Below are 26122 nucleotides of genomic sequence, written 5' to 3' on the forward strand. Positions count from 1 at the left end.
CAGCCCATTCCCCGTTGGAGGTAGGCGCGCGGCAGGCGGTGCCGGCAGGTCGACCAACGCGCATGGTGTTGGTCAGCGAGCGTTGCGACAAGCCCGACTGCAACGCAGCGGGGCATGGGTCAGACCGGCAGTGCCGGCCGATGGTAGCGAATAAAACGGTCGGCCCGCAGCCCGTTCGGCGCGGGCAATCAACCGCCGCTGGCGTTCATGAAGCGCAATACCTGGACCTCGCCGCCGCTGGAGAATTCGTGGCGCAGCGGTTTGCGTTGCAGCGCGGCGTGAATGGCGTCGATCACCGGCTGGTCGCTGGTCGGGTGGCGGCGCAGCAGTGCGCGCAGGTCGATGGAATGCTCGTGGCCCAGGCACAGCAGCAGGCGACCTTCCACGGTCAGCCGCACGCGGTTGCAGGTGGCGCAGAAGTTGTGCGAATGCGGCGAGATGAAGCCGATGCGCGTCTGCGGGTGCTCCGGCAGGCGCACATAGCGCGCCGGCCCGCCGCTCTGCTCGGCCGAATCGATCAGCGCGTGACGCTCGGCGATCAGCGCCTTGACCTCGTCGCTGGAGCAGAAGCTCTCGCCGCGCGAACGGCCGACATCGCCCAGCGGCATTTCCTCGATGAAGCTCAAGTCCAGCCCGCCGGCGATGGCGAAGTCCACTAGGTCGGCGACTTCCTCTGCGTTGCGGCCCTTCATCACCACGGCATTGAGCTTGATCCGCTCGAAGCCGGCGGCGCGCGCCGCATCGATGCCGTCGAGCACCTGCTGCAGCTGGCCGGTGCGGGTAATGGCGTGGAATTTCTCGGCGTCCAGACTATCCAGACTGATGTTCAGCCGCTTGACCCCGGCCCGTGCCAGCGGTGCGGCGAGCCTGACCAGCTGCGAGCCGTTGGTGGTCATCACCAGTTCACGCAGACCGGGCAAGGCCGCGATGCGCTCGCAGAGACCGACGATGCCCTGGCGTACCAGCGGCTCGCCGCCGGTGAGGCGGATCTTCTTCACGCCCAGCCCGACGAAGATGCGCGCGATGCGCTCCAGCTCCTCCAGACCGAGCACCTGCTGGCGCGGCAGGAAGGTCATGTCCTCGGCCATGCAGTAGACGCAGCGGAAGTCGCAGCGGTCGGTGACCGACATGCGCAGGTAGTCGATCTGGCGGTTGTGGGCATCGCGTAGTTGAGTCATCGATAACACCTCTGAAGCCTCGTAGGGTGGATGACACTTTTTCATCCACCGTGGGCCCCGCGCGGTGGGTGGTGAAGCATCATCCACCCGACGCAGGGCCAAGCCGCCGTCATTGCATCAGTGGCGTTTCCGCGCCCTGCAGGTGGATGCCCTCGATGTTCGCCGCCCCCACCAGGTTCTGCAGGTACTGGCTGACGCCGATCTGCCAGACACGCTGGTTGAGTTCGGCGCGAATCGTGCCGGCGACGATCTCGTAAGGCAATTGATCGCCCTCGATACGCTGGTCGACGAACACCAGGTGGTAGCCATAGCGGCTTTCCAGCGGCTGCTGGCAGAGGCCGACCGGCAGACGGAACAGCTGGCGCTCGAACTCCGGCACGGTCTGGCCCTTGCTGATCTGCCCAAGCGCCCCGCCCTGCTCCTTGGACGGACAGGCCGAATGCTGCAACGCGAGTTCGGCGAAGCGTTGCGGCGCTGCCTGCAGTTGCTGCAACAGGCCCAACGCCTGTTCCCGCGCCAGGCTGCGCGCTTCGGCGTCATCTGCCGGACAGGCCAGCAGGATGTGCCGCGCGGCCAGCAGCGGCGCGCTGAAGAAGCGCTGACGGTTGCCGTTGTAGTACTGCTGACAGGCCGCCTCGTCGGCCAGCGGCAGCGGCACTTCCTGTTCGATCAGCGTGCGGGTGGCCGCCTCCTCCTCGCTTTCACCGGCCTCGGCGCGCACCACCAGCCCCAGTTCGCCGATGCGCTGCTGCAGCAACTCGCGCAGCACCAGCGCCTGGGTCGCCAGGTAGACGGCCTCTTCGCGGCTTTCGGCCGGGTGATACTGCAGTTCCTGAGCGATCGCCTGGGAGGCAATCGCCACCCCATTGACCCGCACCCGCGGCCATTCCTGTTCGCTGCTGGCGATCAGCAGCGGCTCAGCGGATGCCTGCTCGGCAGCCGGCTCGCTGTCTTCCTCGTGCGGCAGCTCCTCGAACAGAGGGGCATCTGCCGGCACTTCGATTTCCGGACGCGCGCCGCCACCGCAGCCGCCGCTTCCACCTGTGCTACCACCGCATCCACAACCCATGATGATTACCTCGATAAAACGCTTGAACCTTCGATCCGATCGGCCAGACCGGCTGACGCGCCAGGCGTCAGCCGGCCAGGGTCATACCGGGCTCTTGCTCTTTGCCGTGGCAGGCACAGCGGTCGGCACGGCGGTTTCGCGTACCGGTGCTTCGTAGGTGCGCGGGCGCTGCGGACGCGGCATGGCCGGCTTGACGCCCTTCTGCCGGACGATCTGGTAGCGCCGGCCCAGGTACCACACCGGCGCGCTGACGATGTGCACCAGACGGGTGAAGGGGAACAGCACGAACAGGGTCATGCCGAGGAACACGTGCAGCTTGTAGATGACGCTGACCGACTCGATGGCGCCTGCGGCCTTGACCGGCTGCAGGGTGACCAGGCTCTGCGCCCAGGTGCCCAGCAGCACCATCACCGAACCGTCCAGGTGGCCGGTGGAGGCGACGATGGTCAGCAGCCCCAGCACCAGCTGCGCCAGCAGCACGAACAGGATCATCACGTCGCTGGTGTTGGAGGTGGCCCGCACACGCGCATCGGTCAGCCGGCGATGGATCAGCATCACCAGGCCGATCAGGCAAAGGATGCCGAAGAAGCCACCGGACACCATCGCCATGATCTGCTTCTGACCACTGGTGATGAAGTGGTGATAAAGCGCCTCGGGCATCAGCAGGCCGACGAAGTGACCGGCCAGGATGAAGATGATGCCGACGTGGAACAGGTTGCTCGCCAGGCGCATGCGGTTGTTCGACAGCATCTGGCTCGAGCCGGCCTTCCAGCTGTACTGCGACAGGTCGAAGCGCGCCCAGCTGCCGATCAGGCAGATGGCCAGGGCGATGTAGGGGTAGACCCCGAACAGCAGGAAATTGAAGTTAGACATTGCGCACCTCCTGGGCGAGCGCGGCGGCCTGCCCGTCATGCTTGAAATCGGTCCAGTGCAGCGGCACCGGGCTTTCCTCGCGAGCCTTGCCCGGCCCGCTCGGCATGGATGGGCAGCGATCCTGCTGCTCGGCCTGGAGGAAGTTGACCTGTTCCTCCTCCCAGATCTTGTCCAGGGCCTCCAGCGAGTCGTCGCGCTCTTCAGCGGCAACCTGCTCCTGCAGGCCGGCCAGGGTTTCCTGCACCGGCTCGCCAGCGATCTGCAGCAGTGCGGTGAAGCACGCGGCATGCGGGCTCTCGCGCTCCTGCAGACGGGCCGCCAGCAGGGCCAGCAGATGGGCGACATCGGCCAGCCCCTCGCGGGCCTCGAGGTCTTCGCGGGTGGCGAGGTACTCGAGGTACAGCGGGATGTAGTCCGGCAGCTCGCGCACACCGATGGCGAAGCCGGCCTCGGTGTACTGCGCCATCAGGTCGACCATGGCCTGGCCGCGATCGCGGGACTCGCCATGCACGTGCTCGAACAGGAGCAGCGACAGCGCGCGTCCGCGGTCGAACAGGTCGGTGTAGCGCTCCTGCACGTCCATCAGGTCGCCTTCGGTCAGCTCGTCGAGCAGGCGGCGCAGCGCGATGCGCTGCTCCGGGCTGATCTCGCGAGCCGAGCCGATGGCCTGGGCCAGTTCGGCATGGCCGTCGCGCAGGTGCTGGTCGGGATAGTCCAGCAGCAGGGAAATCACTTTAAGGATGCGCATGGCTCAGTCCTCCCACAGCTGGACGGTCTTGATGATGTCGCGGCGGTTGGCTCTCCTGGCGCCGAACATGTTGGTGTCCGAGGCGCCCGAGCAGCCGCTGCCGAAGCTGAAGCCGCAACCGGAGCGCTCGGCGAAGGCATCGCTCATGGCCTCTTCGCGGTGCGCGGTCGGGATCACGTAGCGGTCCTCGTAGTTGGCGATGGCCAGGTAGCGGTACATGTCCTCCACCTGGGCCACCGACAGGCCGACGCTCTCCAGCACCTTGAGGTCCTGCACGCCATCGACCTGCTCGGCGCGCTTGTAGGCACGCATGGCGAGCATGCGCTTGAGCGCCAGCTTGACCGGCTCCTCGTCGCCTGCGGTGAGCAGGTTGGCCAGATAGCGCAGCGGGATGCGCAGGCTGTCGACGTCCGGCAGCACGCCGTCCATGCTGACGTGACCGGCGCTGGCGGCGTTCTGGATCGGCGACAGCGGCGGCACGTACCAGACCATAGGCAGCGTGCGGTATTCCGGGTGCAGCGGCAGGGCCAGCTTCCAGTCCACCGCCATCTTGTATACCGGCGACTTCTGCGCGGCTTCGATCACCGACATCGAAACGCCGTCGTTGAGCGCCTGCTCGATGACCTTCGGGTCGAACGGATCGAGGAAGATCTCCAGCTGCTTGGCGTACAGGTCCTGCTCGTTGACGGTGCTGGCCACTTCATGGATGCGGTCGGCGTCGTACAGCAGCACGCCGAGGTAGCGGATGCGGCCTACGCAGGTCTCGGCACAGACGGTCGGCATGCCGGCCTCGATGCGCGGGAAGCAGAAGATGCACTTCTCGGATTTGCCGCTCTTCCAGTTGAAGTAGATCTTCTTGTACGGGCAACCGCTGATGCACATGCGCCAGCCGCGGCACTTTTCCTGGTCGATGAGGACGATGCCGTCCTCCTCGCGCTTGTAGATCGCACCGCTCGGGCAGGACGCGGCGCAGGCCGGGTTCAGGCAGTGCTCGCACAGGCGCGGCAGGTACATCATGAAGGTGTTTTCGTACTGCCCGTAGATGTCGGCCTGCACCTTGTCGAAGTTCTTGTCCTTGCGCCGCTTGGCGAACTCGGTACCGAGAATCTCTTCCCAGTTCGGGCCCCACTCGATCTTCTCCATGCGCTGACCGGAGATCAGCGAGCGCGGACGCGCCACCGGCTGATGCTCGGAGATCGGCGCGGTGTGCAGGTTCTGGTAGTCGAAGTCGAACGGCTCGTAGTAGTCGTCGATCGTCGGCAGGTCCGGGTTGGCGAAGATGTTCGCCAGCACGCGGAACTTGCCGCCGATCTTCGGGTTGATGGTGCCGTCGCCGTTGCGCACCCAGCCGCCCTTCCACTTGTCCTGGTTTTCCCACTCCTTCGGGTAGCCGATGCCGGGCTTGGTCTCGACGTTGTTGAACCAGGCGTATTCCATGCCTTCGCGGCTGGTCCAGACGTTCTTGCAGGTGATCGAGCAGGTGTGGCAGCCGATGCACTTGTCCAGGTTCAGGACCATGCCTACTTGTGAACGAATCTTCATGGCCTTATTCCTCAGATATCTTGCGGCAGGGGTTGCGGCAGCTCATGCCCATTCGGGCCATCGAGCCAGTCGACCTTGTTCATCTTGCGCACTACGACGAACTCGTCGCGGTTGCAACCCACGGTGCCGTAGTAGTTGAAGCCGTACGCCTGCTGGGCGTAGCCGCCGATCATGTGGGTGGGCTTGAGCACCACGCGGGTCACCGAGTTGTGGTGGCCGCCGCGGGTCTTGGTGCTCTCGGCGCCCGGCACGTTCACGATGCGTTCCTGGGCGTGGTACATCATCACCATGCCTTCCATCACGCGCTGGCTGACCACCGCGCGGGCGGTCAGGGCGCCGTTGGCGTTGAAGCACTCGATCCAGTCGTTGTCCTCGATGCCGGCCTTCTTGGCGTCGATTTCGCTCATCCACACGATCGGGCCGCCACGGCTCAAGGTGAGCATGATCAGGTTGTCCGAGTAGGTGCTGTGGATGCCCCACTTCTGGTGCGGGGTGATCCAGTTCAGGACGATCTCGGGGTTGCCGTTGCTCTTCTTGCCCTTCACGTAGTCGACGGTGCGGGTGTTGATTGGCGGCCGGTAGCTCATCAGCTGCTCGCCGAAGGCCTGCATCCAGGGGTGATCCTGGAAGAACTGCTGGCGACCGGTGATCGTGCGCCACGGGATCAGCTCGTGAACGTTGGTGTAGCCGGCGTTGTACGACACATGCTCGTCTTCGAGACCCGACCAGGTCGGACTGGAGATGATCTTGCGCGGCTGCGCCTGGATGTCACGGAAGCGAATCGCCTCGTGCTCCTTGGGCAGCGCCAGGTGGCTGTGATCGCGGCCGGTGAATTCCGACAGCGCCGCCCAGGCCTTCACGGCGACATGACCGTTGGTTTCCGGGGCGAGGCTGAGGATGACCTCGGCAGCATCGATGGCCGATTCGATCTGTGGCCGGCCCTGGCTGACGCCCTCCTCGCGCACCTTGTAGTTCAGCTCGCCGAGGAAATCGACTTCATCCTGGGTGTTCCAGTTGATCCCCTTGCCGCCGTTGCCGAGCTTGTCCAGCAACGGGCCGAGGGAGGTGAACTTCTTGTAGGTGTTCGGGTAGTCGCGCTCGACCACCGCCATGTTCGGGCAGTTCTTGCCCGGCTGTGGATCGACGCCAGCGGTCTTCCAGTCGGTACCGCCGAACGGCTGCGCCAGTTCGCCGGGGCTGTCGTGCAGGAGCGGCACGGTGACCAGGTCCTTCTCCACGCCCAGCTGACCTTCGGCCATCTTCGAGAACGCCTTGGCGATGCCTTTGTAGATCTCCCAGTCGGAACGGGCTTCCCAGGCCGGGTCGATCGCCGCCGACAGCGGGTGGATGAAGGGGTGCATGTCCGAGGTGTTCATGTCGTCCTTCTCGTACCAGGTCGCGGTCGGCAGGACGATGTCGGAGTACACGCAGGTCGAGGACATGCGGAAGTCGAGGGTGGTGACCAGGTCGAGCTTGCCGATGGCGCCCTCGTCCTGCCATTCGGCCTCGAGCGGCTTGAAGCCGTCGCGCTTGCCGAGGTCCTCGTTCATCACGCCGTTCTTGGTGCCCAGGAGGTACTTGAGCATGTACTCGTGGCCCTTGCCCGAGCTGCCCAGGAGGTTGGAGCGCCAGACGAACATGTTGCGCGGGAAGTTATCCGGATTGTCCGGCTGTTCGCAGGCGAACTTCAGTGAGCCGTCCTTCAGCGACTGGGTGACGTAGTCGACCGGCGACATGCCGGCAGCCTCGGCATCACGGCAGATCTGCAGCGGGTTGCGGTTGAGCTGCGGTGCGCTCGGCAGCCAGCCGGCGCGTTCGGCGCGAATGTTGTAGTCGAGCATGTGCTCGGGGAACTGCGACTTGTCGGCCAGCGGCGAGAGCACCTCGTGGATGCTCATCTTCTCGTGGCGCCACTGCGAGCTGTGGTTGTAGAAGAAGCTGGTGCCGTTCATCTGGCGCGGCGGACGGCTCCAGTCGAGGCCGAAGGCCAGCGGCAGCCAGCCACACTGCGGACGCAGCTTTTCCTGACCCACGTAGTGCGCCCAGCCGCCACCGGTCTGACCGACGCAACCGCACAACATCAGCATGTTGATCAGCCCGCGGTAGTTCATGTCCATGTGGTACCAGTGGTTCATCGCCGCACCGACGATGATCATGGACCGACCATGGGTCTTGTCGGCGTTGTCGGCGAATTCACGGGCGATCTGGATGGCCTTCTCGCGGGACACGCCAGTGATGACTTCCTGCCAGGCCGGAGTGCCGGGCACGCTGGCGTCGTCGTAGCTGGAAGCGACGTTGCCGCCACCCAGACCACGGTCGATACCCAGGTTGGCAGCCATCAGGTCGAACACGGTGGCGACCTTGGTGGTGCTGCCGTCGGCCAGGGTGATGGTGCGGACCGGCACGCGGCGCAGCTGGATACTTTCGCCTTCGGCGTGCTGGAAGTGCTCGTGGAGGATGCCGCCGAAGTACGGGAAGGCGACCTCGGCCGTCTCGCCGCCCTCGATCTGGGTCAGGGAGAGGTCGACATCACGACCGTCCTTGCCTTCGCGGGCCTCGATGTTCCACTTGCCCTTCTCGCCCCAGCGGTAGCCGATCGAACCCAGCGGCGAAACCAGCTCGCCGGTGCTGCCATCGACAGCGATGGTCTTCCACTCGGGATTGTTTTCCTGGCCGAGGTTGTCGGCCAGGTCGGAGGCGCGCAGGAAGCGGTCGGCAATGTAGCTGCCGTCCTTCTCGTTCAGGCGCACCAGCACCGGCAGGTCGGTGTAGCGCTTGGCGTAGTCGCGGAAGTACTCGCTCGGCTTCTCGAGGTGGAATTCCTTGAAGATGACGTGGGCGAAGGCCTGGGCCAGCGCGGCGTCGGTGCCCTGCTTCGGATTGAGCCAGAGGTCGGTGAGCTTGGCGACTTCGGCGTAGTCCGGGGTGATGGCGACAGTCTTGGTGCCCTTGTAGCGGACCTCGGTGAAGAAGTGAGCGTCCGGCGTACGGGTCTGCGGGACGTTGGAGCCCCAGGCGATGATGTAGTTGGAGTTGTACCAGTCGGCCGATTCCGGCACGTCGGTCTGCTCGCCCCAGATCTGCGGCGAGGCCGGCGGCAGGTCGCAGTACCAGTCGTAAAACGACAGGCACACGCCGCCGATCAGCGACAGGTAACGGCTACCGGCCGCGTAGGAAACCATGGACATGGCCGGGATCGGCGAGAAGCCGATGACACGGTCCGGACCGTACTGCTTGACGGTGTAGACGTTGGCCGCGGCGATGATCTCGTTGACTTCGTCCCAGCTGGAACGGATGAAGCCGCCCATGCCGCGCTTGCTCTTGTAGGACTCGGCCTTGGCCTTGTCCTCGACGATGCTGGCCCAGGCGTCCACCGGGGTCATGTTGCGCCGCGCTTCACGCCAGAGTTTCAGCAGTGGCTTGCGCACCTTCGGGTACTTCAGGCGGTTGGCGCTGTAGATGTACCAGCTGTAGCTGGCACCGCGCGGGCAGCCGCGTGGCTCGTGGTTGGGCAGGTCGTTGCGGGTGCGCGGGTAGTCGGTCTGCTGGGTTTCCCAGGTGATCAGGCCGTTCTTCACGTAGATCTTCCAGGAGCAGGAACCGGTGCAGTTCACGCCGTGGGTCGAGCGCACGATCTTGTCGTACTGCCAGCGCGAGCGGTAGACGTTCTCCCAGTCGCGGGATTCGATACGGGTTTCGCCATGACCATCGGCGAACTCGCCTTGCTTCCTGTTGAAGAAGCGCAGTTGATCGAGCAAGTGGCTCATTGGTTTCTCTCCTCACTCCGGTTGCGAACCACTGGCCCGACCGGTCGGCTTATCAATCTCGGCTTGCGCCAGCCGGGGTGGCTGGCGCATTCGTTCGGTGAAATTTCAGGACGCGAGCTTCTGGCGGGCCTCCAGCTCGCGGTCGACGCTGGACACGTAGTACTCGTCGGAGAACGCGCCCTCGGGCTCCTTCAGCCAGAGCAGGCAGAGCCCGAAGCTGACGAAGGCACCGGCGGCGATCACCATGAAGAACTGCGAGGGGGTCACGAAGGTGTAGAGGGTCAGGTAGCAGACGGCGCCGACGTTGCCGTAGGCCCCGGCCATGCCGGAGATCTGCCCGGTGACGCGGCGCTTGATCGAGGGGATGATTCCGAAGGTCGCACCCTCGGCGCCCTGCACGAACATCGAGCAGGCCACGGTAATCGCGACGGCGACGATCAGCGGCCAGGCGGCGTTCATCAGCCCCATCAGGAAGAAGCCGACCGCGATGCCCAGCATGTAGGCCAGCATGACGAAGCGGCGGTTGCCGAAGCGGTCGGAGACCAGCCCGCCCATGGGCCGCGCCACCAGGTTCACGAAGGCGAAGGAGGCGGCGATGATGCCGGCGGTGGTCGGGGTCAGCCCCCAGGTCTGCTCGAAGAACATTGGCAACATCGAGACCACCGCCAGCTCCGCGCCGAAATTGGCGAAGTAGGTGGAGTTCAGCGCGGCCACGGTGTTGAAGGGGTACTTGTCGTCTTCCGGCACGCCCTTTTTCAGGATCGGCACGTTGACCCGCAGGATCTGCACGATCTGGAAGACCACCACCAGCGCGATCACCGCGTAGCTGATCAGCGCGCCGGTGGAACCCAGGTAACCCAGCTTCTCGATGCGCCAGACCAGGATGCCGAGCACGCCGACCATGGGGATGGTCCAGATGATCAGCTTGATCATGTCGGCCCAGGTGCTGACTTCCAGCGCGCTGGCCTTGTGCGGCTTGCGGTGCACGGTGCCGGCCGGGCCGTCGGTAAGGGCGAACCAGTAGTACACGCCGTAGACGGCCATGATGATCGCCGAGCTGGCGATCGCCCAGCGCCAGCCTTCCGGACCGCCGAAGGCGTGGATGGCGATGGCCGGCAGGCTCATGGCGGCGGCGGCGGAACCGAAGTTGCCCCAGCCGGCGTAGAAGCCTTCGGCGAAACCGATGTCCTTCGGCTTGAACCACATGGCGGTCATGTGGATGCCAACCACGAAGCTGGCGCCGATGGAGCTGAGGATCAGCCGCGACACCAGCAGCTGGGTGCGGCTGTCACCAAAGGCGAAGAACAGCGCCGGCGCGGCCATCACCACCAGCAGCACCGAAAACACCCGGCGCGGGCCCCAGTGGTCGAGCGCCATGCCGACCAGGATGCGCGCCGGGATGGTCAGCGCCACGTTGGCGATGGCGAATAGCTTGAGGTCTTCGGGCGTCAGCCAGTTCACGCTCTTCAGCATGCTCGAGGCCAGCGGCGCCATGCCGAACCAGACGAAGAAACAGATGTAGAAGGCGATCCAGGTCAGGTGCAGGGCCCGGATCTCGGGGCGCTTCCATTCGAACAGCGTAGAAACTCTCATGATGAGCTCCTCACTCAGGGGCAGGCTTGGATCAGGACCGGGCAAGGCGCCCGGCGGGCCAGGAAGGCGCTGACGCTGCCGAAGGTCATGTAGTCGAGCTCGTCGACCAGCAGATTCAGCGAGCGGGAAATGAAGCCGCCGTCCGGTTCGTTTGAGTGTCGCGCGATGACCAGCAGGTCCGGCTTCTTGTGCTCGGCAGCCTTGAGGATCATCTTGCGGGCGTCGCCTTCGGCGAGGATCACGTCGACATCCAGGCCGAAGGCGCTGACCTTGGCCGCCGCCTCCTGCAGGAAGGCCTGGAATTCGCGACGCTCACGCTCGTACAGCTCGACCGCTGAATCGCTGGTGTCACGGGTTTCTTCCACCACGCCGATCAACATGATCAGCGGCTTGAGCGGGCCGAACATCTCGAGGGTGGCGTCCAGGGCTTTCCTGGCGTTACGCGAGTTGTCGTAGGCAATCATGATTTTCATGGTGGCTCTCCGGACTCAGGGGTTCTTCACGTAGGCGTTGGGGCGCAGGTAGAACCACCAGTTGAGGATCAGGCACAGCGCGTAGAACACCGCGAAGCCATACATCGCCACCTCGGGAGTGCCGGCCTTGACCTGCTCGCCGATCACGATCGGGGCGACGAAGGAGCCGTAGGCGGCGACGGCGGAGGTCCAGCCGAGTACCGGGCCGGCCTTCTCGCGGTCGTAGATCACGCCGATGGTGCGGAAGGTCGAGCCGTTGCCGATGCCGCTGGCGGCGAACAGCACCAGGAACAGCACCAGGAAGAGGAAGAAGTACTCCTCCGGCTGGGCCGAAACGTAGGCCTGATGCATCACGTAGCCGGCGGCGACCGAGGCGATGACCATCACCACCGAGATCACCTGGGTGACGATCGAGCCGCCGACCTTGTCGGAGATCCAGCCGCCCAGCGGACGGATCAGGGCGCCGATGAAGGGGCCGATCCAGGCATAGGTCAGCGCGCTCGGCGCATTCGGGTTGGCGACGCGGGTGATGGTGCCGTCGGCGGCCACTTCGTTCATGAAGCCGAAAATCACCGTGATCGACAGCGGCAGCGCCATGGAGAAGCCGATGAAGGAGCCGAAGGTCAGGATGTAGAGGATGCTCATCGACCAGGTGTGCTTGTCGCGGAAGATGGCGAACTGGCGCTTGATGTTCGGGCTGATGCTGCCCGGCAGCAGGCGCAGCATGCCGAGCGTCGCGCCGATGGTCAGCAGCATCACGCCCCACATGTTCAGCACACCGAGGCCGGTCGGCGCAGGCAGGTAGAGGTACAGGCCGATAGCGGCGGCGATGAAGGCCACCGCATAGAGGCCGAGGATCTTGCCGAAGGCGTTCAATGGGTAGCCCGGCGTCGGCGAGATGACCAGCAGGTTGTTCATGCCGAACCAGCCGGCGAAGGCCAGCGGGACGAGGAACAGCAACCAGACCCAGCCGGCGTTCTGGATCCAGGTGTCGGTGCCGGCGGAGATCTTGCCGATCAGCGTGCCGCTGTCCTTGATCAGCTCCATCGGCGCGCCAGCCGCCGCACCGAATACGCCGGCAGTCATCACCAGCGGGATGAGGATCTGCATGGTGGTCACGCCGAAGTTACCCAGGCCCGCATTGAGGCCCAGCGCCAGACCCTGCTGGTTCTTCGGGAAGAAGGTGCTGATGTTGCTCATCGAGCAGGCGAAGTTGCCGCCACCGATGCCGGAGAGAAAGGCCAGCAGCTGGAATACCCACAGCGGGGTGTCCTGGCTCTGCAGGGCAATGCCGGCGCCGGCTGCGGGAATCATCAGCAGCGCCGTGGTGAGGAAGATGGTGTTGCGCCCACCCGCGATGCGGATCATGAACGACGCCGGAATGCGCAAGGTGGCGCCGGTGAGACCGGCGATGGCGGTCAGGGTGAACAGCTCGGCGGGCGCGAATGGAAAGCCGAGGTTGAGCATCTGCACCGTGACGATGCCCCACATCAGCCAGATGGCGAAGCCCATCAGCAGACTCGGGATGGATATCCAGAGGTTGCGATTGGCGACCCGCTTGCCGGTGGTGTCCCAGAAGACCTGGTCCTCCACGTCCCACTTTTCGATATTGCTCATGGTCGATCCTCTTGGCGCCAGGGCCCCACTTGCAAACGAAGCGGGACCACGAATGGCTCGCACGCTAAGGGCGAGGGATCGATCCGAAGTTGACTCAGGTCAACACGCACCTGCTGGCATTTTGCTCAGCGGCACCTTTCTACCTCCGACGGAGTACTCCTGTTTATCGAAAATAAATTCTTATTTATCAGATGGTTACTAAACAAACACGCAAGCGATGAAACGGCCTGAATCAGCCTGGAATGCATTGGGAGTACTTCCACGACCATGGCCAGCAGACGCCGCTGCGCGCAGAATGCGGCATCACCGTCTGACGATCCGACCATGCCTCAACTCGACCGCGACCAGCTCTCCACCCGCCATTCCATCGTTTTCAATACGCTGGTGGCGTTCGTCGTGATCATCGGCTTTTCCCTGGTCAGCATGCTGGCCAGCCTCTACCTGGCCGATGCGCTGGAAGGCGATGCCGAGGCCATCAACCAGGCCGGCAGCCTGCGCATGCAGGCCTACCGGTTGTCGTTCACCGCGGAGCAGGGTCCGGAGGCGGCACTGGAGGCACGCATCGATACCCTTGAACGGACCCTGCGCTCCGCCTCGCTGCGCTCGGCCCTGCATCGTCATGGCAACACCGAGCTGCCGGCCCTGCACGCCGGTGTGCTGCGACACTGGCAGGAACGCATGCGTCCGCTGCTCGATGCACAGCCACCGCAGCTGGAGGACTATCGTCGGGAGGTGCCGGAGTTCGTCAGCGAGCTGGACGTCTTCGTGCGCTCCCTGCAGGAAGCCTCCGAAGGCAAGCTTGGCGTCATCCGTGCCCTGCAGGCGGGGACGCTGTTCGTCATCGTGCTGATCGCCTTCGTGCTGATCTACGGCCTGCACAACAACCTGGCCACCCCGCTACGCAGCCTGACCAAGCTGGCGCGCGACATCGGCAAGGGCGACTTCAGCGGTGAGGTACAGATCCCCGGCGAAACCGAGCTGAGCCTGCTGGCACGCACCCTCAACCAGATGAGCAAGGAGCTGGCCAGCCTCTATGCCGACATGGAGCAGAAGGTCGACGACAAGACCGCCGCCCTCACCCGCAGCAACGCCACGCTGCAGCTGCTGTTCAACAGTGCGCGCATGCTCTACAGCCAGCCGGACGACCCTTCGCAGATGATGGGCTCGCTGCTCGCCAAGATGCAGCAGATCCTCGGCACCGGGCCGATCTCGCTGTGCCTGAACCGCTCGGCCGAAGCCGGCAGCCATACCGCCATGACATCCCGCGATCTGCGCCCGCCGGAATACTGCAAGCTGCCGCAATGCGGGACCTGTCTGGTCAACCAGACCGGTCGCCTGCCCAGCGGCGAGGAGTTGATGTCCTTCGAATTGCGCTCCGGCCAGGATGACCTCGGCTCGCTGCGCGTCGCCCACCCGCCAGGCCAGCCACTGGAAGCCTGGCAGACCCTGCTGCTGACCACCCTCGCCGACCTCTTCGCCGCCTCCCTGAGCCTGGCGCAGCTGGGCCAGAAGCAGGCGCGCCTGGCGCTGATGGAGGAACGCGCGGTCATCGCCCGCGAGCTGCACGACTCGCTGGCCCAGGCGCTCTCGGCGCAGAAACTGCAGCTGGCGCGGCTCAAGCGGCTGATGCTCAAAGACAGCAGTCCGGCCCAGCTGGACGACAGCGTGCAGCAGATCGATCAGGGGCTCAATGCGGCCTACCGCCAGCTGCGCGAGCTGCTCACCACCTTCCGCATCAAGGTCAACGAGCCGGGGCTGAAACCCGCCCTGCAGGCCACCATCGAGGAGTTCAGCGCCAACTCCGGGCTGCTGATCGAGCACGATTATCAGCTCGACCACTGCCCGCTGACGCCCAATGAGGAGGTGCATTGCCTGCAGATCATCCGCGAAGCCTTGAGCAACGTCGTCAAGCACGCCGAGGCCGAGCATTGCTGGCTGCGCCTGACCCAGGATGACAGCGGCACCATCCACGTCAGGATCGAGGACGATGGCATCGGCATTGAACCCGAAGGCCAACGCGCCGGGCATTATGGCCTGATCATCCTGCAGGAGCGTGCCAGCAGCCTGAACGGCAGGATCAGTATCGACCGGCGCCCCGGCGGAGGCACCCTCGTGCATCTGGCGTTTCCACCCGTCTATCGCAACATTCCCGTGAAACAGGAGCCTGTCACGCATGAACGAAGGAACTACCACACGAATCCTGCTGGTGGACGACCATCCCATGATGCGTCGGGGCCTACGTGATCTGCTGGACCTGGAAGACGACCTGGAAACGGTCGGCGAGGCCGGCAACGGCGAAGACGCCATCCGCCTGGCCCAGGAAGTGGAGCCGGACCTGATCCTGATGGACCTGAACATGCCGGGCATCGACGGCCTGGAGACCACTCGGCGCATGCGCGACGCGGATATCGACGCGCGGATCATCATGTTCACCGTTTCCGACGAACAGGGCCACGTGCTCGAGGCGCTGCGCAACGGCGCCGACGGCTACCTGCTCAAGGACATGGATGCCGAACAGCTGATCGAGCAGATCCGCATCGCCGCCACCGGCCGCATGGCCCTGAGCCCGGAGCTGACCCAGGTGCTCGCCGAAGCCATCCGGGTGCGCCCCAAGCCCAGCGGGCAGGTGCAGTTCTCCAGCCTGACCAAGCGTGAGAAGGAAGTATTGCGGCAGATCGCCAAGGGCCAGAGCAACAAGATGATCGCGCGCAAGCTCGGCATCACCGAGGGCACCGTCAAGGTCCATGTGAAGAACCTGCTGCACAAGCTGGGCCTGCGCTCACGGGTCGAAGCGGCGGTCTGGGTGCTGGAGAACGAAGCGAAGGGCTGATCGTGCCGACTGCGTTTCTGTGCGCTGTCACGCATCTCCTGATAACGCTCCCCAGCCCTTGATGATCATCAATGCCAACGCGGTGAAGCGCTCTATCGTCTCGTCCTCGTCGAACTGACCAGCCGGTCAGCATCGCGCCCGACCGGATGTAAGGAGCGCTCCATGTTCAAGATCCTGCTGCCCACTTCCCTGCTGCTCGGCCTGTTAGCTGCCAGCTTTTCCTGCCAGGCCGCCATCAGCGACGCCGAGGCGGTCAACCGCGCCGGCATGCAGCGCATGCTCAGCCAGCGCATCGCCAAGAATTACCTGATGATCGGCAGCGAAACTCGTGTCGACCTTGCCGCCAGCCAGCTCGACAGCAGCATCGCCAGCATCGAGGAAAACACCCAGCTGCTCGACGAATACGCGCCCAGCGACGGCGTGCGCAAGGCGCTGCAGGAGGCCACCCAGACCTGGACCGAATATCGCCAGCTCGCCCTGGGGCGGCCGGATCGCGAACAGTCGGCGGAACTGCTGCGCCTGGCCGAACGCTTCCTCGCCCAGAGCGAAACCCTGGTCCAGGCCATCGAGCACCACAGCGGCAACCGGGCGGCGCAACTGGTCAACCGCAGCGGTCGCCAGCGCATGCTCAGCCAGCGCATCGCGATGCTTTACCTGGCGATGGCCTGGAAGCTACCGGACCCGCGCCTGCGCAGCGACTTCGATGCGGCGGTCAGCGAGTTCGAACGCGGCCAGGCGGAACTGCAGAAGGCGCCGCAGAACACCGAAGAGATCCGCCGTCAGCTCGAGCAGATCGACACCCAGTGGCGCTTCGCCCGGGCCGGGTTCAGCCTGGCGGATGACTCGCGCTTCGTGCCTACGGTGATCGTCACCACCAGCGATTCGCTGCTGCGCAAGATCGAGCAACTGACCCTCGACTACGAACGCCTGGCCGGCGGCGCACGCTGAGCACCGGCCGCCACCGGCTGCCTAGAAAGAGGTATGGCTTAGGGACAATGGGATAGAGGCATCTTGCAACCTAGCATGCCCGCATCGAAAGGAAGGGGATGGCCATGCTGACAGGCTCCACCGTGCTCAACACATTGCGCCGTCATCATCTGTTCCGCGGCCTGAGCGAGACATCGCTGCACGCCATCGCCTCGCATACCACGGCCAAGCGCCTGCCCGCCGGATGCACGCTGTTCCACCAGGGCGATGCGGCCGAGCATTTCCATCTGCTGATCAGCGGTCAGGTCAAACTGCACCGGGTCACCAGCGATGGCCAGGAAAAGGTGATCGAGGTGATCCGGCCCGGCGAGGCCTTCGCCGAGACCATGCTGTTCGACAAGCTGCCCGAACATCCGCTGAGCGCCACCACGCTCAAGGAGAGTCTGGTGCTCAACGTGCAGAACAGCCACTACCTGCGCCTGCTGGAGAATCAGCCGCAGCTGTGCATGCAGCTGCTCAGCAGCCTGAGCGCCCGGCTCAACCAGCGCCTGCATCAGATCGACAACCTGACCTCATCCAATGTCTGCCAGCGCGTGGTGCGCTATCTGTTCCAGGAGCTGCAGGCTGCGCACAGCGACGTCATCGATCTGGACCTGCCCAAGCGCCTGATCGCCTCGCAGCTCGGCATCCAGCCAGAAACCCTCTCGCGCATCCTGCACCGGCTGACCGACGCGGGCCTGATCGCCGTGCAGCGGCGGCGTATCGAAATACTCGACCAGCACAGCCTCTCGGCCTATCTGGAAGCGGCGGCCTGAACGGGCTCAGTCATCGGGACCGCCGCGCCGAAACGGCTGCGGCGCGACTTCACTGGCAGCAGGTTCGACCGGCGGCGGGCCGTCACCGAGCTGAAACGGTTTCGGCGGTTCGCTGACCAGCCTGCGAGTGGCCGGCTCGATGCGCTCGGGTTCCGCCTCGGGACGCTCGCGGATGACCTGCCAGGCGACGCCCGCCAGTACCGCAGCCAGCACCCGATAGATCAACGAGGCCAGGTCAAAGCCAACCAGCGCGCTGTCATCCAGCAAGAGCGAAACCAGCCTGCCGAGTACCAGCGCCGTCAGGGTCATCATCAGCATCATCAGCGCCGGCCGCGCCCGTTCGGGCGCACGCGCGGCCCAGATCAGGAAGGCCGCCAGGCCCAGCTGCAGACCGCCGTAGTAAACCCGCATATGGCTGACAGAGGCCTCTTCCATCAATAGCATGCCGTTCAGGTTGGCCATCTCGTAGGGACGCAACCAGTAGGCCAGGCTCAGGCAGGCCATCACCAGCGCCTGCGCGAGCAGAACGAAACGGGCAAAACGCATCGAAAACTCTCCTGATGGGTGCGACTCGCTCTTCCGGTTGGCATGGGACTGCCGCACCGCCGTTTTGTTCTGCGCTCGAGCACACGGCCCGGCGGTGACAATTGCACACGACTCGCAGCTTGGGGATGGTCACGAGGCGGCGTATTCTGGGCGCCTCGCTGATTGGAGATGCCCATGCGCCGCCTTCTGCTTCTACCCGTCCTGCTCGCCGGCTTCGCCCAAGCGGCCGACCCCATCGCCATCGACGTCTACCGCGACCCCAACTGCGGCTGCTGCAAGGCGTGGATCGAGCATCTGGAAGACAACGGCTTCGCCGTTGCCGATCATGTGGTCAACGACATGACCTCGGTGAAGATGGAGCATGGAGTACCGCACCGCCTCGGCTCCTGCCACACCGGCGTGATCGACGGCAAGTTCGTCGAAGGCCACGTGCCGGCGGCCGACATCCTCAAGCTGCGCGCGCAACCCGACCTGATCGGTGCCGCCGTTCCGGGCATGCCGGTCGGCTCGCCCGGTATGGAGATGGGCGAGCGCAAGGACGCCTTCCAGGTGATCGGCGTCAGCAAGCAGGGCAAGGAGAGCGTGATTTCCGAGTACCCCGGCAACTGACAGCGCCGGCGCAACCCAAGCCCACACCCGCTGCAGCTTTTTTGCCCGCTCACGGGTCTGAGTGGAAGGCGTTGGCCGCTTCGCTGCGGCCGCGACGCTCCCATTCACCATTTCCGAGGGGCAACTCATGCGCTGGAAACGAGCCCGACGCAGCGACAACGTAGTGGACGCCAGGGGCCGCAGCGGCATGCGCCTGGGCGGCCTGGGTCTGGGCGGCATCGCCATCGTGGTGGTGATCGGCCTGCTCTCCGGCCAGGACCCGCTGCAGATCCTCGGCCAGCTGGCCAACCAGGGCGGGCCTGCAGTCTCCCAGCAAAGCCAGCGCCCGACCGGCGACGATCCACAGGTGGAATTCGTCCGCGCCGTGCTCGGCGACACTGAAGACACCTGGCGCGCGCTGTTCCAGCAGAACGGCGTGCAGTATCGCGACCCGACCCTGGTGCTGTTTCGCGGCGGCGTGAACTCGGCCTGCGGCTTCGCCAGTTCGGCGGTCGGCCCGTTCTATTGCCCCGGCGATCAGCAGGTCTACCTCGACCTGCAGTTCTTCGACGAGATGGCCCGGCGCTTTTCCGCTGCAGGCGACTTCGCCCAGGCCTATGTGATTGCCCATGAGGTTGGCCATCACGTGCAGACCCTGCTCGGCGTTTCCCGGCAGATGCAGGCGGCCCGCCAGCGCGGTGCGCAGATGGAAGGCGACAACGGCCTGCTGGTGCGCCAGGAACTGCAGGCCGACTGCTATGCCGGCGTCTGGGCCTATCACGCGCAGCAACGCCACGACTGGCTGGAAGAAGGCGATCTGGAAGAAGCGCTGAACGCCGCCAATGCCATCGGCGACGACAACCTGCAGAAGCGCAGCCAGGGCCGCGTGGTGCCGGATGCCTTTACCCACGGTACCTCGGCGCAGCGGGTGCGCTGGTTCCGCGACGGCTTCGAGCATGGCGATCCGGCGCGCTGCGACACCTTCAAGGCGGCGCGGCTGTAGGCGCTTCCAGGCGTGCCCCTACCCTGACGCAGTTACGGGGCACGCAGGCGAGGGTCGTTGCGATGACTGGTGGGCTGAAGCCCACCCTACGATGACGTTCCAGCGCCGCGGCCCTCTCCGACACGACACCTGGCGCCCTGCGTAGGGTGGGCTTCAGCCCACCAGCAAGACCAGTGCAAATAGTCGCAGGGCCGAAATCCGCTCTCAGCCCAGCATGCCGTGTAACGCACGACAATCAGGCGCGTACAGATCGGCCAGTTCCGGCCATTCATTGTGCGGCACGTTGACCAGCACCCCGCGCGCGCCGGCGGCACGGGCGCATTCCAGGTCGAAGCGGTAGTCGCCGACCATCAGCATCGCCTCCGGTGCCACGCCCCAGCGCTCGGCCAGCTGCAGCAGTCCGCCCGGATGCGGCTTGGGCGGCGCCTCATCGCGACCGAGGATGTCTTCGGCGAGAAAGCAGTCACCCATGCCCACCGCCTGCAGAGTCACCAGCGCCAGTTCGTGGGCATTGCGGGTCAGCACGCCGAGGCGGCAGCCCCGCTCGCGCAGCGCATGCAGCAGCTCGCGGGCGCCTTCGGCCGGGCGTGCGGCGTAGGCCAGCTCGCGCTCGTGCTCCAGCAGCCAGGCACGCTTGGCCGCCGCTTCGTCGGCCGGCAGCGCGGCCAGGTGATGGAGGATGTCGTCCTCCTCGGGAATCTCCAGGGCGCGGCGGATCGCGGCGAAATCGTGCACGGCGATGGTCAGGGTGCCGTCCATGTCGAACACCCAGTGCCGTACCTCGGTGATCGTCACATCCAGTCCTCGCGCACGCGGATCAGGCCTTCCTGCGCCACCGAGGCGACCAGCTCGCCCTGGCGGTTGAAGATGCTGCCACGGGCGAAGCCCCGGGCATTGCCGGCCCAGGGGCTGTCGATGGAATAGAGCAGCCAGTCATCCATCTTCACTTCACGGTGGAACCAGATGGCGTGATCGAGGCTGGCCAGCTGGATGAACTTGCTCCACGAGCTGACGCCGTGCGGCTGCAACGCCGTGCCGATAAAGCTGAAGTCCGAGGCGTAGGCGAGCAGATACTTGTGCAGCGCCGGGCTGTCGGGCAGCGAGCCGTCGGCACGGAACCACAGGTGGCGCACCGGCTCGATCGGCTGCGGGTTGGCCGGGTCGACCAGGGTGACCGGGCGGATTTCGATGGGCTTGGGTCGGCGCAGCTTCTCCATCACCCGCTCGGGCACCATCGGCGACAGCTTGTGCAGCAGCTCCCACTCGTTGGGCAGGTCGTCCGGTCCGACCACGTCCGGCATCGGCAACTGGTGCTCGTAGCCGCTCTCCTGGGCCTGGAACGAGGCGATGCCGGTGAAGATGGTCTGCCCCTTCTGGATCGCACTGACCCGCCGCGTGGTGAAGCTGCCGCCATCGCGCACGCGATCGACGTCGTACACCACCGGCTGGTGCGAGTCGCCGGGACGCAGGAAGTAACCGTGCAGCGAATGCACATGGCGCTCCGGTGTCACCGTCTGGCTGGCGGCGGAGATCACCTGGCCGAGCACCTGCCCGCCGAACAGCTGGGGAAAGCCGAGGTCCTGGCTGGCGCCGCGGAACAGGTTTTCCTCGATGCGTTCCAGGGTCAGCAGGTTGACCAGGGCGTCGAGTATCTGGGTCATTTCGGCATCCTTGATAAGGGCGGGCGGACAGGCGCGCCATGTTACGTATTTCGCCGACAACGCTCCAGCAACAGGGCTTATTTTCGCCAATCGTCCCGCTGCAGACGGTAAAGCAGCTGCTCGTGCAGCGGGTGCCCCGCGGCGAGATCCGGGTGCGCGAACGGCATGGCCTGTTCGGCGCGCATGCCCAGCGCTTCCACTAGCTGCCTGGCCGGCTCGTTGATCCGCGCCAGGCACGCGACCACCTCGGGCAATTCGAGGGTGACAAAGGCATGCTGCAGGACGGTCCGTGCCGCCTCCAGCACCAGGCCCTGCCCCCATTGTTCGCATGCCACGCCCCAGCGCAGCTCCACCGCCGAGCCCGGCACCGACGACGGCGCCCAGACCAGCCCGCAGTAGCCGATAAAGGCACCACTGTCCTTGCGTTCCAGCGCCCACAGGCCGAAGCCGTGCCGCAGCAGATGGAGGCGACTGCGCACCATCAGCGCGGCGCACTGGTCCCGCGTCAGAAGCGCCGGCTCGTAGCGCATGACCTCCGCATCGGCGCACAGCTGCGCCAACGCATCGAGATCGTCGTCGTGCCAGCTGCGCAGCCGCAGACGCGAGGTTTCGAGGGCGATTCGATCGACCATCCGTGCTCCTTGAGCGCGCCGACGGGCAGCCTGCATACTGCGGCGCACATCTGTCGAACGCACGTGGTTCATGTCCCTTCCCCTGGTCTATCACGACGATTACAGCCCGCCGCTGCCGCCGGGCCATCGATTTCCCATGGAGAAGTTTCGTCTGCTGCGTGACCACCTGGTCACTCTCGGTATGACCACGGACGCGGGGCTATTGCGCCCGCAACTGTGCAGCAGCGATATCCTCACTCTGGCTCATGACGCCGATTATGTCGCGCGCTACTGCAGCGGCGAGATGGGCCGCGACGAGCTGCGCCGCCTTGGCCTGCCCTGGAGCCCGGAGCTGGCGCAGCGCACCGTGCGGGCGGTAGGCGGCTCGCTGCTGGCCGCCGAGCAGGCACTGCAGCATGGCCTGGCCTGCCACCTGGCCGGCGGCACGCACCATGCGCATCGCGATCACGCCTCCGGCTTCTGCATCTTCAACGACCTGGCGGTGATCGCGCTGTACCTGCTGGAGAGCGGACGTGTCGGCCGCGTGCTGATCTTCGACTGCGACGTGCATCAGGGCGACGGCACCGCGCGCATCCTGGAGAACGTGCCGGATGCGGTGACCGTCTCGCTGCACTGCGAGAAGAACTTCCCCACCCGCAAGGCCCATAGCGACTGGGACATCCCGCTACCGCCGGGCATGGGCGACGAGGCTTACCTCCAGGTGGTGCACGACACCCTGAACTACCTGCTGCCGATCTATCAGCCGGACCTGGTGCTCTATGACGCTGGCGTCGACGTCCACCGCGACGACGCCCTGGGCCTGCTCTCGCTGACCGACGCCGGGCTTGCCGCGCGCGACAGCGCCGTGCTCGATCACTGCCTGAGCCGCGACATTCCCGTGGTCGGCCTGATCGGCGGTGGCTACGACAAGGACCGCGCCCTGCTCGCCCGTCGTCATGCGACCTTGCATGTCAGCGCCCACTCGGCCTGGCAGCGCCACGGGCTCGGCTGAGCCACCGTCAGCGGCTACAATGCCCGCCCCGCTCGTCTACCCGGTTGCCACCATGCCCCAGCCCTGCTCTTTTCGCGTCGCCATCATCGGTGGTGGTCCGGCCGGCCTGATGGCCGCCGAGGTGCTCGGGCAGGCAGGCGTGAATGTCGACCTGTATGACGCCATGCCCTCGGTGGGGCGCAAGTTCCTGCTGGCCGGCGTCGGCGGCATGAACATCACCCATGCCGAGGACTACGCCGCGTTCGTCAGCCGCTACGACGAGCGCGCCGGCGACCTGCGACCGCTGCTCGATGCCTTCACCCCGGATGCGCTGCGCGAATGGATTCACGGGCTGGGCATCGACACCTTCGTCGGCAGTTCGGGCCGGGTGTTTCCCACCGACATGAAGGCCGCGCCCCTGCTGCGCGCCTGGCTCAAGCGCCTGCGCGAGTACGGTGTACGCATCCATACCCGCCAGCGCTGGCTGGGATGGAGCGAACGGGGTGCGCTGCGCCTCGCCGGGCCGCAAGGCGAAAGCCTGATGGAGGCTGACGCTACCCTGCTCGCCCTCGGTGGTGGCAGCTGGGCGCGACTGGGCTCCGATGGCGCCTGGGTGCCGTTGCTGCAGAACCGCGGGATCGCCATCGCGCCGCTGCAGCCGGCCAATTGCGGCTTCGAGGTGGCCGGTTGGAGCGAGTACCTGCGGGAGAAGTTCGCCGGCGCGCCGCTGAAGACGGTCAGCCTCGCACTGCCGGGTAGCGCGCCACGCAAGGGCGAGTTCGTGCTCACCGCGACCGGTATCGAGGGCAGCCTGGTCTACGCGCTCTCGGCGCCGATCCGCAATACGATCAACCGTGACGGTGCCGCCACGGTACTGCTCGACCTGCTGCCGGATCGCACCCTGGCGCAGGTCGCCAGTGCCCTGGCCCGACCGCGGGGTTCGCAGTCCATGGCCAAGCATCTGCACCGCCAGCTGAAGCTCGATGGCGTCAAGGCGGCGCTGTTGCGCGAGTTGACCGATGCCGCCACCTTCCAGGACCCGCAGGCCCTGGCCGCCGCGATCAAGGCACTACCCATCCGCCTGGTCCGCCCGCGTCCGCTGGACGAGGCGATCAGCAGCGCCGGCGGCGTGCCCTTCGAGGAACTGGACGAGGGTCTGATGCTGCGCCGGCTTCCCGGCGTGTTCTGCGCTGGCGAAATGCTCGACTGGGAAGCGCCGACCGGTGGCTATCTGCTGACCGCCTGCTTTGCCAGCGGGCGCGCCGCAGCCGAAGGCATGCTGCGCTGGCTGCGCGACCACTAGCCGCCTCGCCTGCTCGCCGTTGCGCTGCTAGCTTCAGCTGTACGGGCAAGCGCGCGAGGAGGCTGCCATGGCCGTCAATGCAATTCCGGTGGATCAACGCGTCATCGACATCGATTCCCGGCGCTTCGCCTCGATCGAGAAGGCGCTGGTCGAGCTGATCACCAACAGCGATGACAGCTACGCCCGCCAGGAAGAGGCTGGCCTCGCGGTATCCGGGCAGATCCTCATCCAGTACGAACGCCACCGGCATGGCGCGCTGCTGGCCGTGACCGACCAGGCCGAAGGCATGCCCTTCGCCACCGCCTGCTTCATCCTCAGCTACGGCGGCGCACACAGCCCGTTGGCGCGCGGCAGCGGCGGCGGGCGCGGCTATTTCGGCCGCGGTCTCAAGCAGGCGATCTTCGGCCTGGGCTACGGCTGGCTGGAGACCATTCACGACGGGCGCCTGTCGCGCATCGAGCTGTTCCGCGCCGAGAACGGCGGCTACCTCTACGACGACGGCGGGCAGGATCGCCCCGTGACCGAGCGTGACCGCGAACGCCTCGGCATCGCCGGCAATGGCACCCGTGTCGCCATCGTCATCGAAAGCAGTCAGGTCAGCATTTCCCAGTTCAGCGCACTGATCGGCTCGCTGGCCAACAATATCTACCTGCGTGACGTGCTGGAGCGCCGCCATGTAGAACTGGCGCATCTGCGCGATGGCGTGGAGATCGAGCGCAGCGGCAGGATACGTTTCGAGGAGCCGCCTTCGGTGCTGCTGCTCGGCCCGGACCTGCCGGGCCAGTTTCACTGCGAGGGGCAAACCCATGGCTTCTGCCTCACGCTCAAGCGCGCGCTCGATACCCAGCTGGTGCCACGCGGCGACGAGCGCACCTGCGGTCTGCTGGTGCTCTCCGGCACCGCGGCGCTGGACTGCCAGCTGTTCGATTACGAGAACCAGGTCGGTACCGAATACCTGTTCGGCACGCTGCACTGCCCGGCGCTGATCGAACAGCTCGGTCAGGGCGTGGCGGTGATCAGCGACGAACGCGCCGGGCTCAATCCGAAGGCGCCGCTGGTGGCGGCCCTGTCCCGCGCCGTCAGCCAGCTGATCGCGCCCTTCGTCATGGCCGAGCAGGAAAAGCTCAAGCATCTGGAGCGCGCTACCACCTCCGGGCGCACCGCGCACATGATCGAGCACCTCCTGCAGCGCATGAACCAGGCGGCCATTCACGATTTCGGCATCGCCCCGCCGCCCAACGCCACACCGCCGGCCGGCTCGCTGGGTGAACCCGCCCCAGCGGCACTGCGCTTCAGCACCGCGTTCTACCACCGCAAGCCGCAGCATCCGTTCCATGTGCGCCTGCTGTTCGACCCCGCGCAACTGGCCGACGACAGCATCCTGCAGCTGGACGCCAGGCTCAGCGAGGGCTTGCGGATCAGCCCGGCGCCCGCGCCGATCGCGCTGCAGGCGGTGCGCGAGCAGGGGTTCGTGCAATGGACGCTCAGCGCCGAGTCCAGTGCCGATCACGGCGAACTTGTCGTGCGCGCCGGCAACTACCTGGCCTGGTGCGAGATTGTCATCGCCGAGCACGCCTCGCCCCATGACCATCACCGGCCTCACCACCCGCGCTCGCCGGGCCGGCCTCGAGCGTCACGCGATCATGGTGAAGTCATGTTCGGCGGCTATGAGTTCCGCTATCTGGGCGAGGACAGCGACCGGGCCGTGTACAGCCCGGCAGAGCGCAAGATTCTCATCAACACCGCCGCGCCCACCGTGCAGCTGTACGTCGACGGCCGCGGCAACTTCCGCGACTCCGCGCGGCTGCTGCTCGCCGAGCTGTTCATGGATGTGATCGCCGAAGAGCTGGCGCACCGCAAGCTGGAGAAATCGGGCCAGGCCGGCGACGTCGCCGCCTTCCATGAGGCCAAGCAGGCGATCATTCGCCGCTACGGCAGCGACATTCACCTGTCGTTCATGCAAGGCTGACGCAAGCCCTGGCCCGCC

22 protein-coding genes are annotated in these 26122 nt (G+C 65.8%); 9 read left to right on the forward strand and 13 right to left on the reverse strand.

Annotated features, from left to right (window positions below; translation table 11 throughout):
* Positions 1 to 188: 188 nt before the first annotated feature.
* From moaA to ACX1DW_RS12935, 9 genes are all read right to left on the reverse strand, one after another.
* Positions 189 to 1178 carry a GTP 3',8-cyclase MoaA gene (moaA, locus tag ACX1DW_RS12895; protein ID WP_013981802.1) on the reverse strand — a complete coding sequence of 330 codons (990 nt, stop codon included), beginning with the start codon at positions 1176 to 1178 and terminating at the stop codon, positions 189 to 191.
* 109 nt (positions 1179 to 1287) lie between these two features.
* Positions 1288 to 2247, reverse strand: coding sequence for a peptidylprolyl isomerase (locus ACX1DW_RS12900; RefSeq protein WP_458991667.1), 960 nt, complete (start codon positions 2245 to 2247; stop codon positions 1288 to 1290).
* A gap of 81 nt (positions 2248 to 2328) precedes the next feature.
* Positions 2329 to 3120: a respiratory nitrate reductase subunit gamma gene (gene narI / locus ACX1DW_RS12905; RefSeq protein ID WP_458991668.1), complete on the reverse strand. Its 792-nt coding sequence runs from the start codon at positions 3118 to 3120 to the stop codon at positions 2329 to 2331.
* Positions 3113 to 3868: a nitrate reductase molybdenum cofactor assembly chaperone gene (gene narJ, locus ACX1DW_RS12910; protein ID WP_011912088.1), complete on the reverse strand. Its 756-nt coding sequence runs from the start codon at positions 3866 to 3868 to the stop codon at positions 3113 to 3115. The genes narI and narJ overlap by 8 nt, the downstream gene beginning before the upstream one ends.
* A gap of 3 nt (positions 3869 to 3871) precedes the next feature.
* A complete protein-coding gene (gene narH, locus ACX1DW_RS12915; protein ID WP_458991669.1) occupies positions 3872 to 5410 on the reverse strand; it encodes a nitrate reductase subunit beta in 1539 nt (512 codons plus the stop codon).
* 11 nt (positions 5411 to 5421) lie between these two features.
* Positions 5422 to 9177: a nitrate reductase subunit alpha gene (locus tag ACX1DW_RS12920; RefSeq protein WP_458991670.1), complete on the reverse strand. Its 3756-nt coding sequence runs from the start codon at positions 9175 to 9177 to the stop codon at positions 5422 to 5424.
* Between the two features lie 105 nt (positions 9178 to 9282).
* On the reverse strand, positions 9283 to 10770 hold the full coding sequence (locus ACX1DW_RS12925) for an MFS transporter (RefSeq protein WP_063544206.1): 1488 nt from the start codon (positions 10768 to 10770) through the stop codon (positions 9283 to 9285).
* Between the two features lie 14 nt (positions 10771 to 10784).
* Entirely contained in the window at positions 10785 to 11243 is a 459-nt protein-coding gene (locus tag ACX1DW_RS12930) for a universal stress protein (protein ID WP_110778083.1), read from the reverse strand.
* 15 nt (positions 11244 to 11258) lie between these two features.
* Entirely contained in the window at positions 11259 to 12860 is a 1602-nt protein-coding gene (locus ACX1DW_RS12935) for an MFS transporter (RefSeq protein WP_152480850.1), read from the reverse strand.
* Positions 12861 to 13127: 267 nt separating this feature from the next.
* On the opposite strand from ACX1DW_RS12935, the gene ACX1DW_RS12940 reads away from it, so the two are divergent.
* The 4 genes from ACX1DW_RS12940 to ACX1DW_RS12955 all read left to right on the forward strand — a co-directional run bounded on the left by ACX1DW_RS12940 (position 13128) and on the right by ACX1DW_RS12955 (position 17432).
* Positions 13128 to 15104 (forward strand): histidine kinase, encoded by a 1977-nt coding sequence (locus tag ACX1DW_RS12940; protein ID WP_458991671.1) that lies wholly within the window; start codon positions 13128 to 13130, stop codon positions 15102 to 15104.
* On the forward strand, positions 15082 to 15690 hold the full coding sequence (gene narL / locus ACX1DW_RS12945) for a two-component system response regulator NarL (protein WP_230725413.1): 609 nt from the start codon (positions 15082 to 15084) through the stop codon (positions 15688 to 15690). The genes ACX1DW_RS12940 and narL overlap by 23 nt, the downstream gene beginning before the upstream one ends.
* Before the next feature lie 162 nt (positions 15691 to 15852).
* Positions 15853 to 16638: a type IV pili methyl-accepting chemotaxis transducer N-terminal domain-containing protein gene (locus ACX1DW_RS12950; RefSeq protein ID WP_458991672.1), complete on the forward strand. Its 786-nt coding sequence runs from the start codon at positions 15853 to 15855 to the stop codon at positions 16636 to 16638.
* Between the two features lie 98 nt (positions 16639 to 16736).
* Positions 16737 to 17432, forward strand: coding sequence for a Crp/Fnr family transcriptional regulator (locus ACX1DW_RS12955; RefSeq protein ID WP_081253795.1), 696 nt, complete (start codon positions 16737 to 16739; stop codon positions 17430 to 17432).
* Positions 17433 to 17438: 6 nt separating this feature from the next.
* On the opposite strand, the gene ACX1DW_RS12960 is transcribed toward ACX1DW_RS12955, so the two are convergent.
* Positions 17439 to 17978, reverse strand: a complete 540-nt coding sequence (locus ACX1DW_RS12960; RefSeq protein WP_200600271.1) for a DUF4345 domain-containing protein — start codon at positions 17976 to 17978, stop codon at positions 17439 to 17441.
* 174 nt (positions 17979 to 18152) lie between these two features.
* Between ACX1DW_RS12960 and ACX1DW_RS12965 the strand changes: the two genes are divergently transcribed.
* Positions 18153 to 18587 (forward strand): DUF411 domain-containing protein, encoded by a 435-nt coding sequence (locus tag ACX1DW_RS12965; RefSeq protein WP_063544194.1) that lies wholly within the window; start codon positions 18153 to 18155, stop codon positions 18585 to 18587.
* Between the two features lie 127 nt (positions 18588 to 18714).
* Positions 18715 to 19569 carry a KPN_02809 family neutral zinc metallopeptidase gene (gene ypfJ, locus ACX1DW_RS12970; RefSeq protein WP_125869423.1) on the forward strand — a complete coding sequence of 285 codons (855 nt, stop codon included), beginning with the start codon at positions 18715 to 18717 and terminating at the stop codon, positions 19567 to 19569.
* A gap of 204 nt (positions 19570 to 19773) precedes the next feature.
* Here ypfJ and ACX1DW_RS12975 read toward each other — a convergent pair whose 3' ends face one another.
* The 3 genes from ACX1DW_RS12975 to ACX1DW_RS12985 all read right to left on the reverse strand — a co-directional run bounded on the left by ACX1DW_RS12975 (position 19774) and on the right by ACX1DW_RS12985 (position 21862).
* Entirely contained in the window at positions 19774 to 20364 is a 591-nt protein-coding gene (locus ACX1DW_RS12975) for an HAD family hydrolase (protein WP_063544190.1), read from the reverse strand.
* On the reverse strand, positions 20361 to 21230 hold the full coding sequence (gene tesB / locus ACX1DW_RS12980) for an acyl-CoA thioesterase II (protein ID WP_102840480.1): 870 nt from the start codon (positions 21228 to 21230) through the stop codon (positions 20361 to 20363). The genes ACX1DW_RS12975 and tesB overlap by 4 nt, the downstream gene beginning before the upstream one ends.
* A 77-nt stretch (positions 21231 to 21307) precedes the next feature.
* Positions 21308 to 21862: a GNAT family N-acetyltransferase gene (locus ACX1DW_RS12985; protein ID WP_458991673.1), complete on the reverse strand. Its 555-nt coding sequence runs from the start codon at positions 21860 to 21862 to the stop codon at positions 21308 to 21310.
* A 70-nt stretch (positions 21863 to 21932) separates the two neighbouring features.
* On the opposite strand from ACX1DW_RS12985, the gene ACX1DW_RS12990 reads away from it, so the two are divergent.
* From ACX1DW_RS12990 to ACX1DW_RS13000, 3 genes are all read left to right on the forward strand, one after another.
* Positions 21933 to 22853, forward strand: coding sequence for a histone deacetylase family protein (locus ACX1DW_RS12990; RefSeq protein WP_200600275.1), 921 nt, complete (start codon positions 21933 to 21935; stop codon positions 22851 to 22853).
* 19 nt (positions 22854 to 22872) lie between these two features.
* A complete protein-coding gene (locus ACX1DW_RS12995) occupies positions 22873 to 24135 on the forward strand; it encodes a TIGR03862 family flavoprotein (protein WP_458991674.1) in 1263 nt (420 codons plus the stop codon).
* Positions 24136 to 24202: 67 nt separating this feature from the next.
* Positions 24203 to 26104 (forward strand): ATP-binding protein, encoded by a 1902-nt coding sequence (locus tag ACX1DW_RS13000; RefSeq protein ID WP_458991675.1) that lies wholly within the window; start codon positions 24203 to 24205, stop codon positions 26102 to 26104.
* Positions 26105 to 26122 lie beyond the last annotated feature (18 nt).

It is taken from the genome of Stutzerimonas sp. KH-1 (assembly GCF_054483855.1).

What these genes read in the sequence shown, in the direction of transcription:
- moaA (WP_013981802.1), bottom strand. Translation starts at nt 1,178, where the DNA reads ATGACTCAACTACGCGATGCCCACAACCGCCAGATCGACTACCTGCGC.
- ACX1DW_RS12900 (WP_458991667.1), bottom strand. Translation starts at nt 2,247, where the DNA reads ATGGGTTGTGGATGCGGTGGTAGCACAGGTGGAAGCGGCGGCTGCGGT.
- narI (WP_458991668.1), bottom strand. Translation starts at nt 3,120, where the DNA reads ATGTCTAACTTCAATTTCCTGCTGTTCGGGGTCTACCCCTACATCGCC.
- narJ (WP_011912088.1), bottom strand. Translation starts at nt 3,868, where the DNA reads ATGCGCATCCTTAAAGTGATTTCCCTGCTGCTGGACTATCCCGACCAG.
- narH (WP_458991669.1), bottom strand. Translation starts at nt 5,410, where the DNA reads ATGAAGATTCGTTCACAAGTAGGCATGGTCCTGAACCTGGACAAGTGC.
- ACX1DW_RS12920 (WP_458991670.1), bottom strand. Translation starts at nt 9,177, where the DNA reads ATGAGCCACTTGCTCGATCAACTGCGCTTCTTCAACAGGAAGCAAGGC.
- ACX1DW_RS12925 (WP_063544206.1), bottom strand. Translation starts at nt 10,770, where the DNA reads ATGAGAGTTTCTACGCTGTTCGAATGGAAGCGCCCCGAGATCCGGGCC.
- ACX1DW_RS12930 (WP_110778083.1), bottom strand. Translation starts at nt 11,243, where the DNA reads ATGAAAATCATGATTGCCTACGACAACTCGCGTAACGCCAGGAAAGCC.
- ACX1DW_RS12935 (WP_152480850.1), bottom strand. Translation starts at nt 12,860, where the DNA reads ATGAGCAATATCGAAAAGTGGGACGTGGAGGACCAGGTCTTCTGGGAC.
- ACX1DW_RS12940 (WP_458991671.1), top strand. Translation starts at nt 13,128, where the DNA reads ATGGCCAGCAGACGCCGCTGCGCGCAGAATGCGGCATCACCGTCTGAC.
- narL (WP_230725413.1), top strand. Translation starts at nt 15,082, where the DNA reads ATGATGCGTCGGGGCCTACGTGATCTGCTGGACCTGGAAGACGACCTG.
- ACX1DW_RS12950 (WP_458991672.1), top strand. Translation starts at nt 15,853, where the DNA reads ATGTTCAAGATCCTGCTGCCCACTTCCCTGCTGCTCGGCCTGTTAGCT.
- ACX1DW_RS12955 (WP_081253795.1), top strand. Translation starts at nt 16,737, where the DNA reads ATGGCCATGCTGACAGGCTCCACCGTGCTCAACACATTGCGCCGTCAT.
- ACX1DW_RS12960 (WP_200600271.1), bottom strand. Translation starts at nt 17,978, where the DNA reads ATGCGTTTTGCCCGTTTCGTTCTGCTCGCGCAGGCGCTGGTGATGGCC.
- ACX1DW_RS12965 (WP_063544194.1), top strand. Translation starts at nt 18,153, where the DNA reads ATGCGCCGCCTTCTGCTTCTACCCGTCCTGCTCGCCGGCTTCGCCCAA.
- ypfJ (WP_125869423.1), top strand. Translation starts at nt 18,715, where the DNA reads ATGCGCTGGAAACGAGCCCGACGCAGCGACAACGTAGTGGACGCCAGG.
- tesB (WP_102840480.1), bottom strand. Translation starts at nt 21,230, where the DNA reads ATGACCCAGATACTCGACGCCCTGGTCAACCTGCTGACCCTGGAACGC.
- ACX1DW_RS12985 (WP_458991673.1), bottom strand. Translation starts at nt 21,862, where the DNA reads ATGGTCGATCGAATCGCCCTCGAAACCTCGCGTCTGCGGCTGCGCAGC.
- ACX1DW_RS12990 (WP_200600275.1), top strand. Translation starts at nt 21,933, where the DNA reads ATGTCCCTTCCCCTGGTCTATCACGACGATTACAGCCCGCCGCTGCCG.
- ACX1DW_RS12995 (WP_458991674.1), top strand. Translation starts at nt 22,873, where the DNA reads ATGCCCGCCCCGCTCGTCTACCCGGTTGCCACCATGCCCCAGCCCTGC.
- ACX1DW_RS13000 (WP_458991675.1), top strand. Translation starts at nt 24,203, where the DNA reads ATGGCCGTCAATGCAATTCCGGTGGATCAACGCGTCATCGACATCGAT.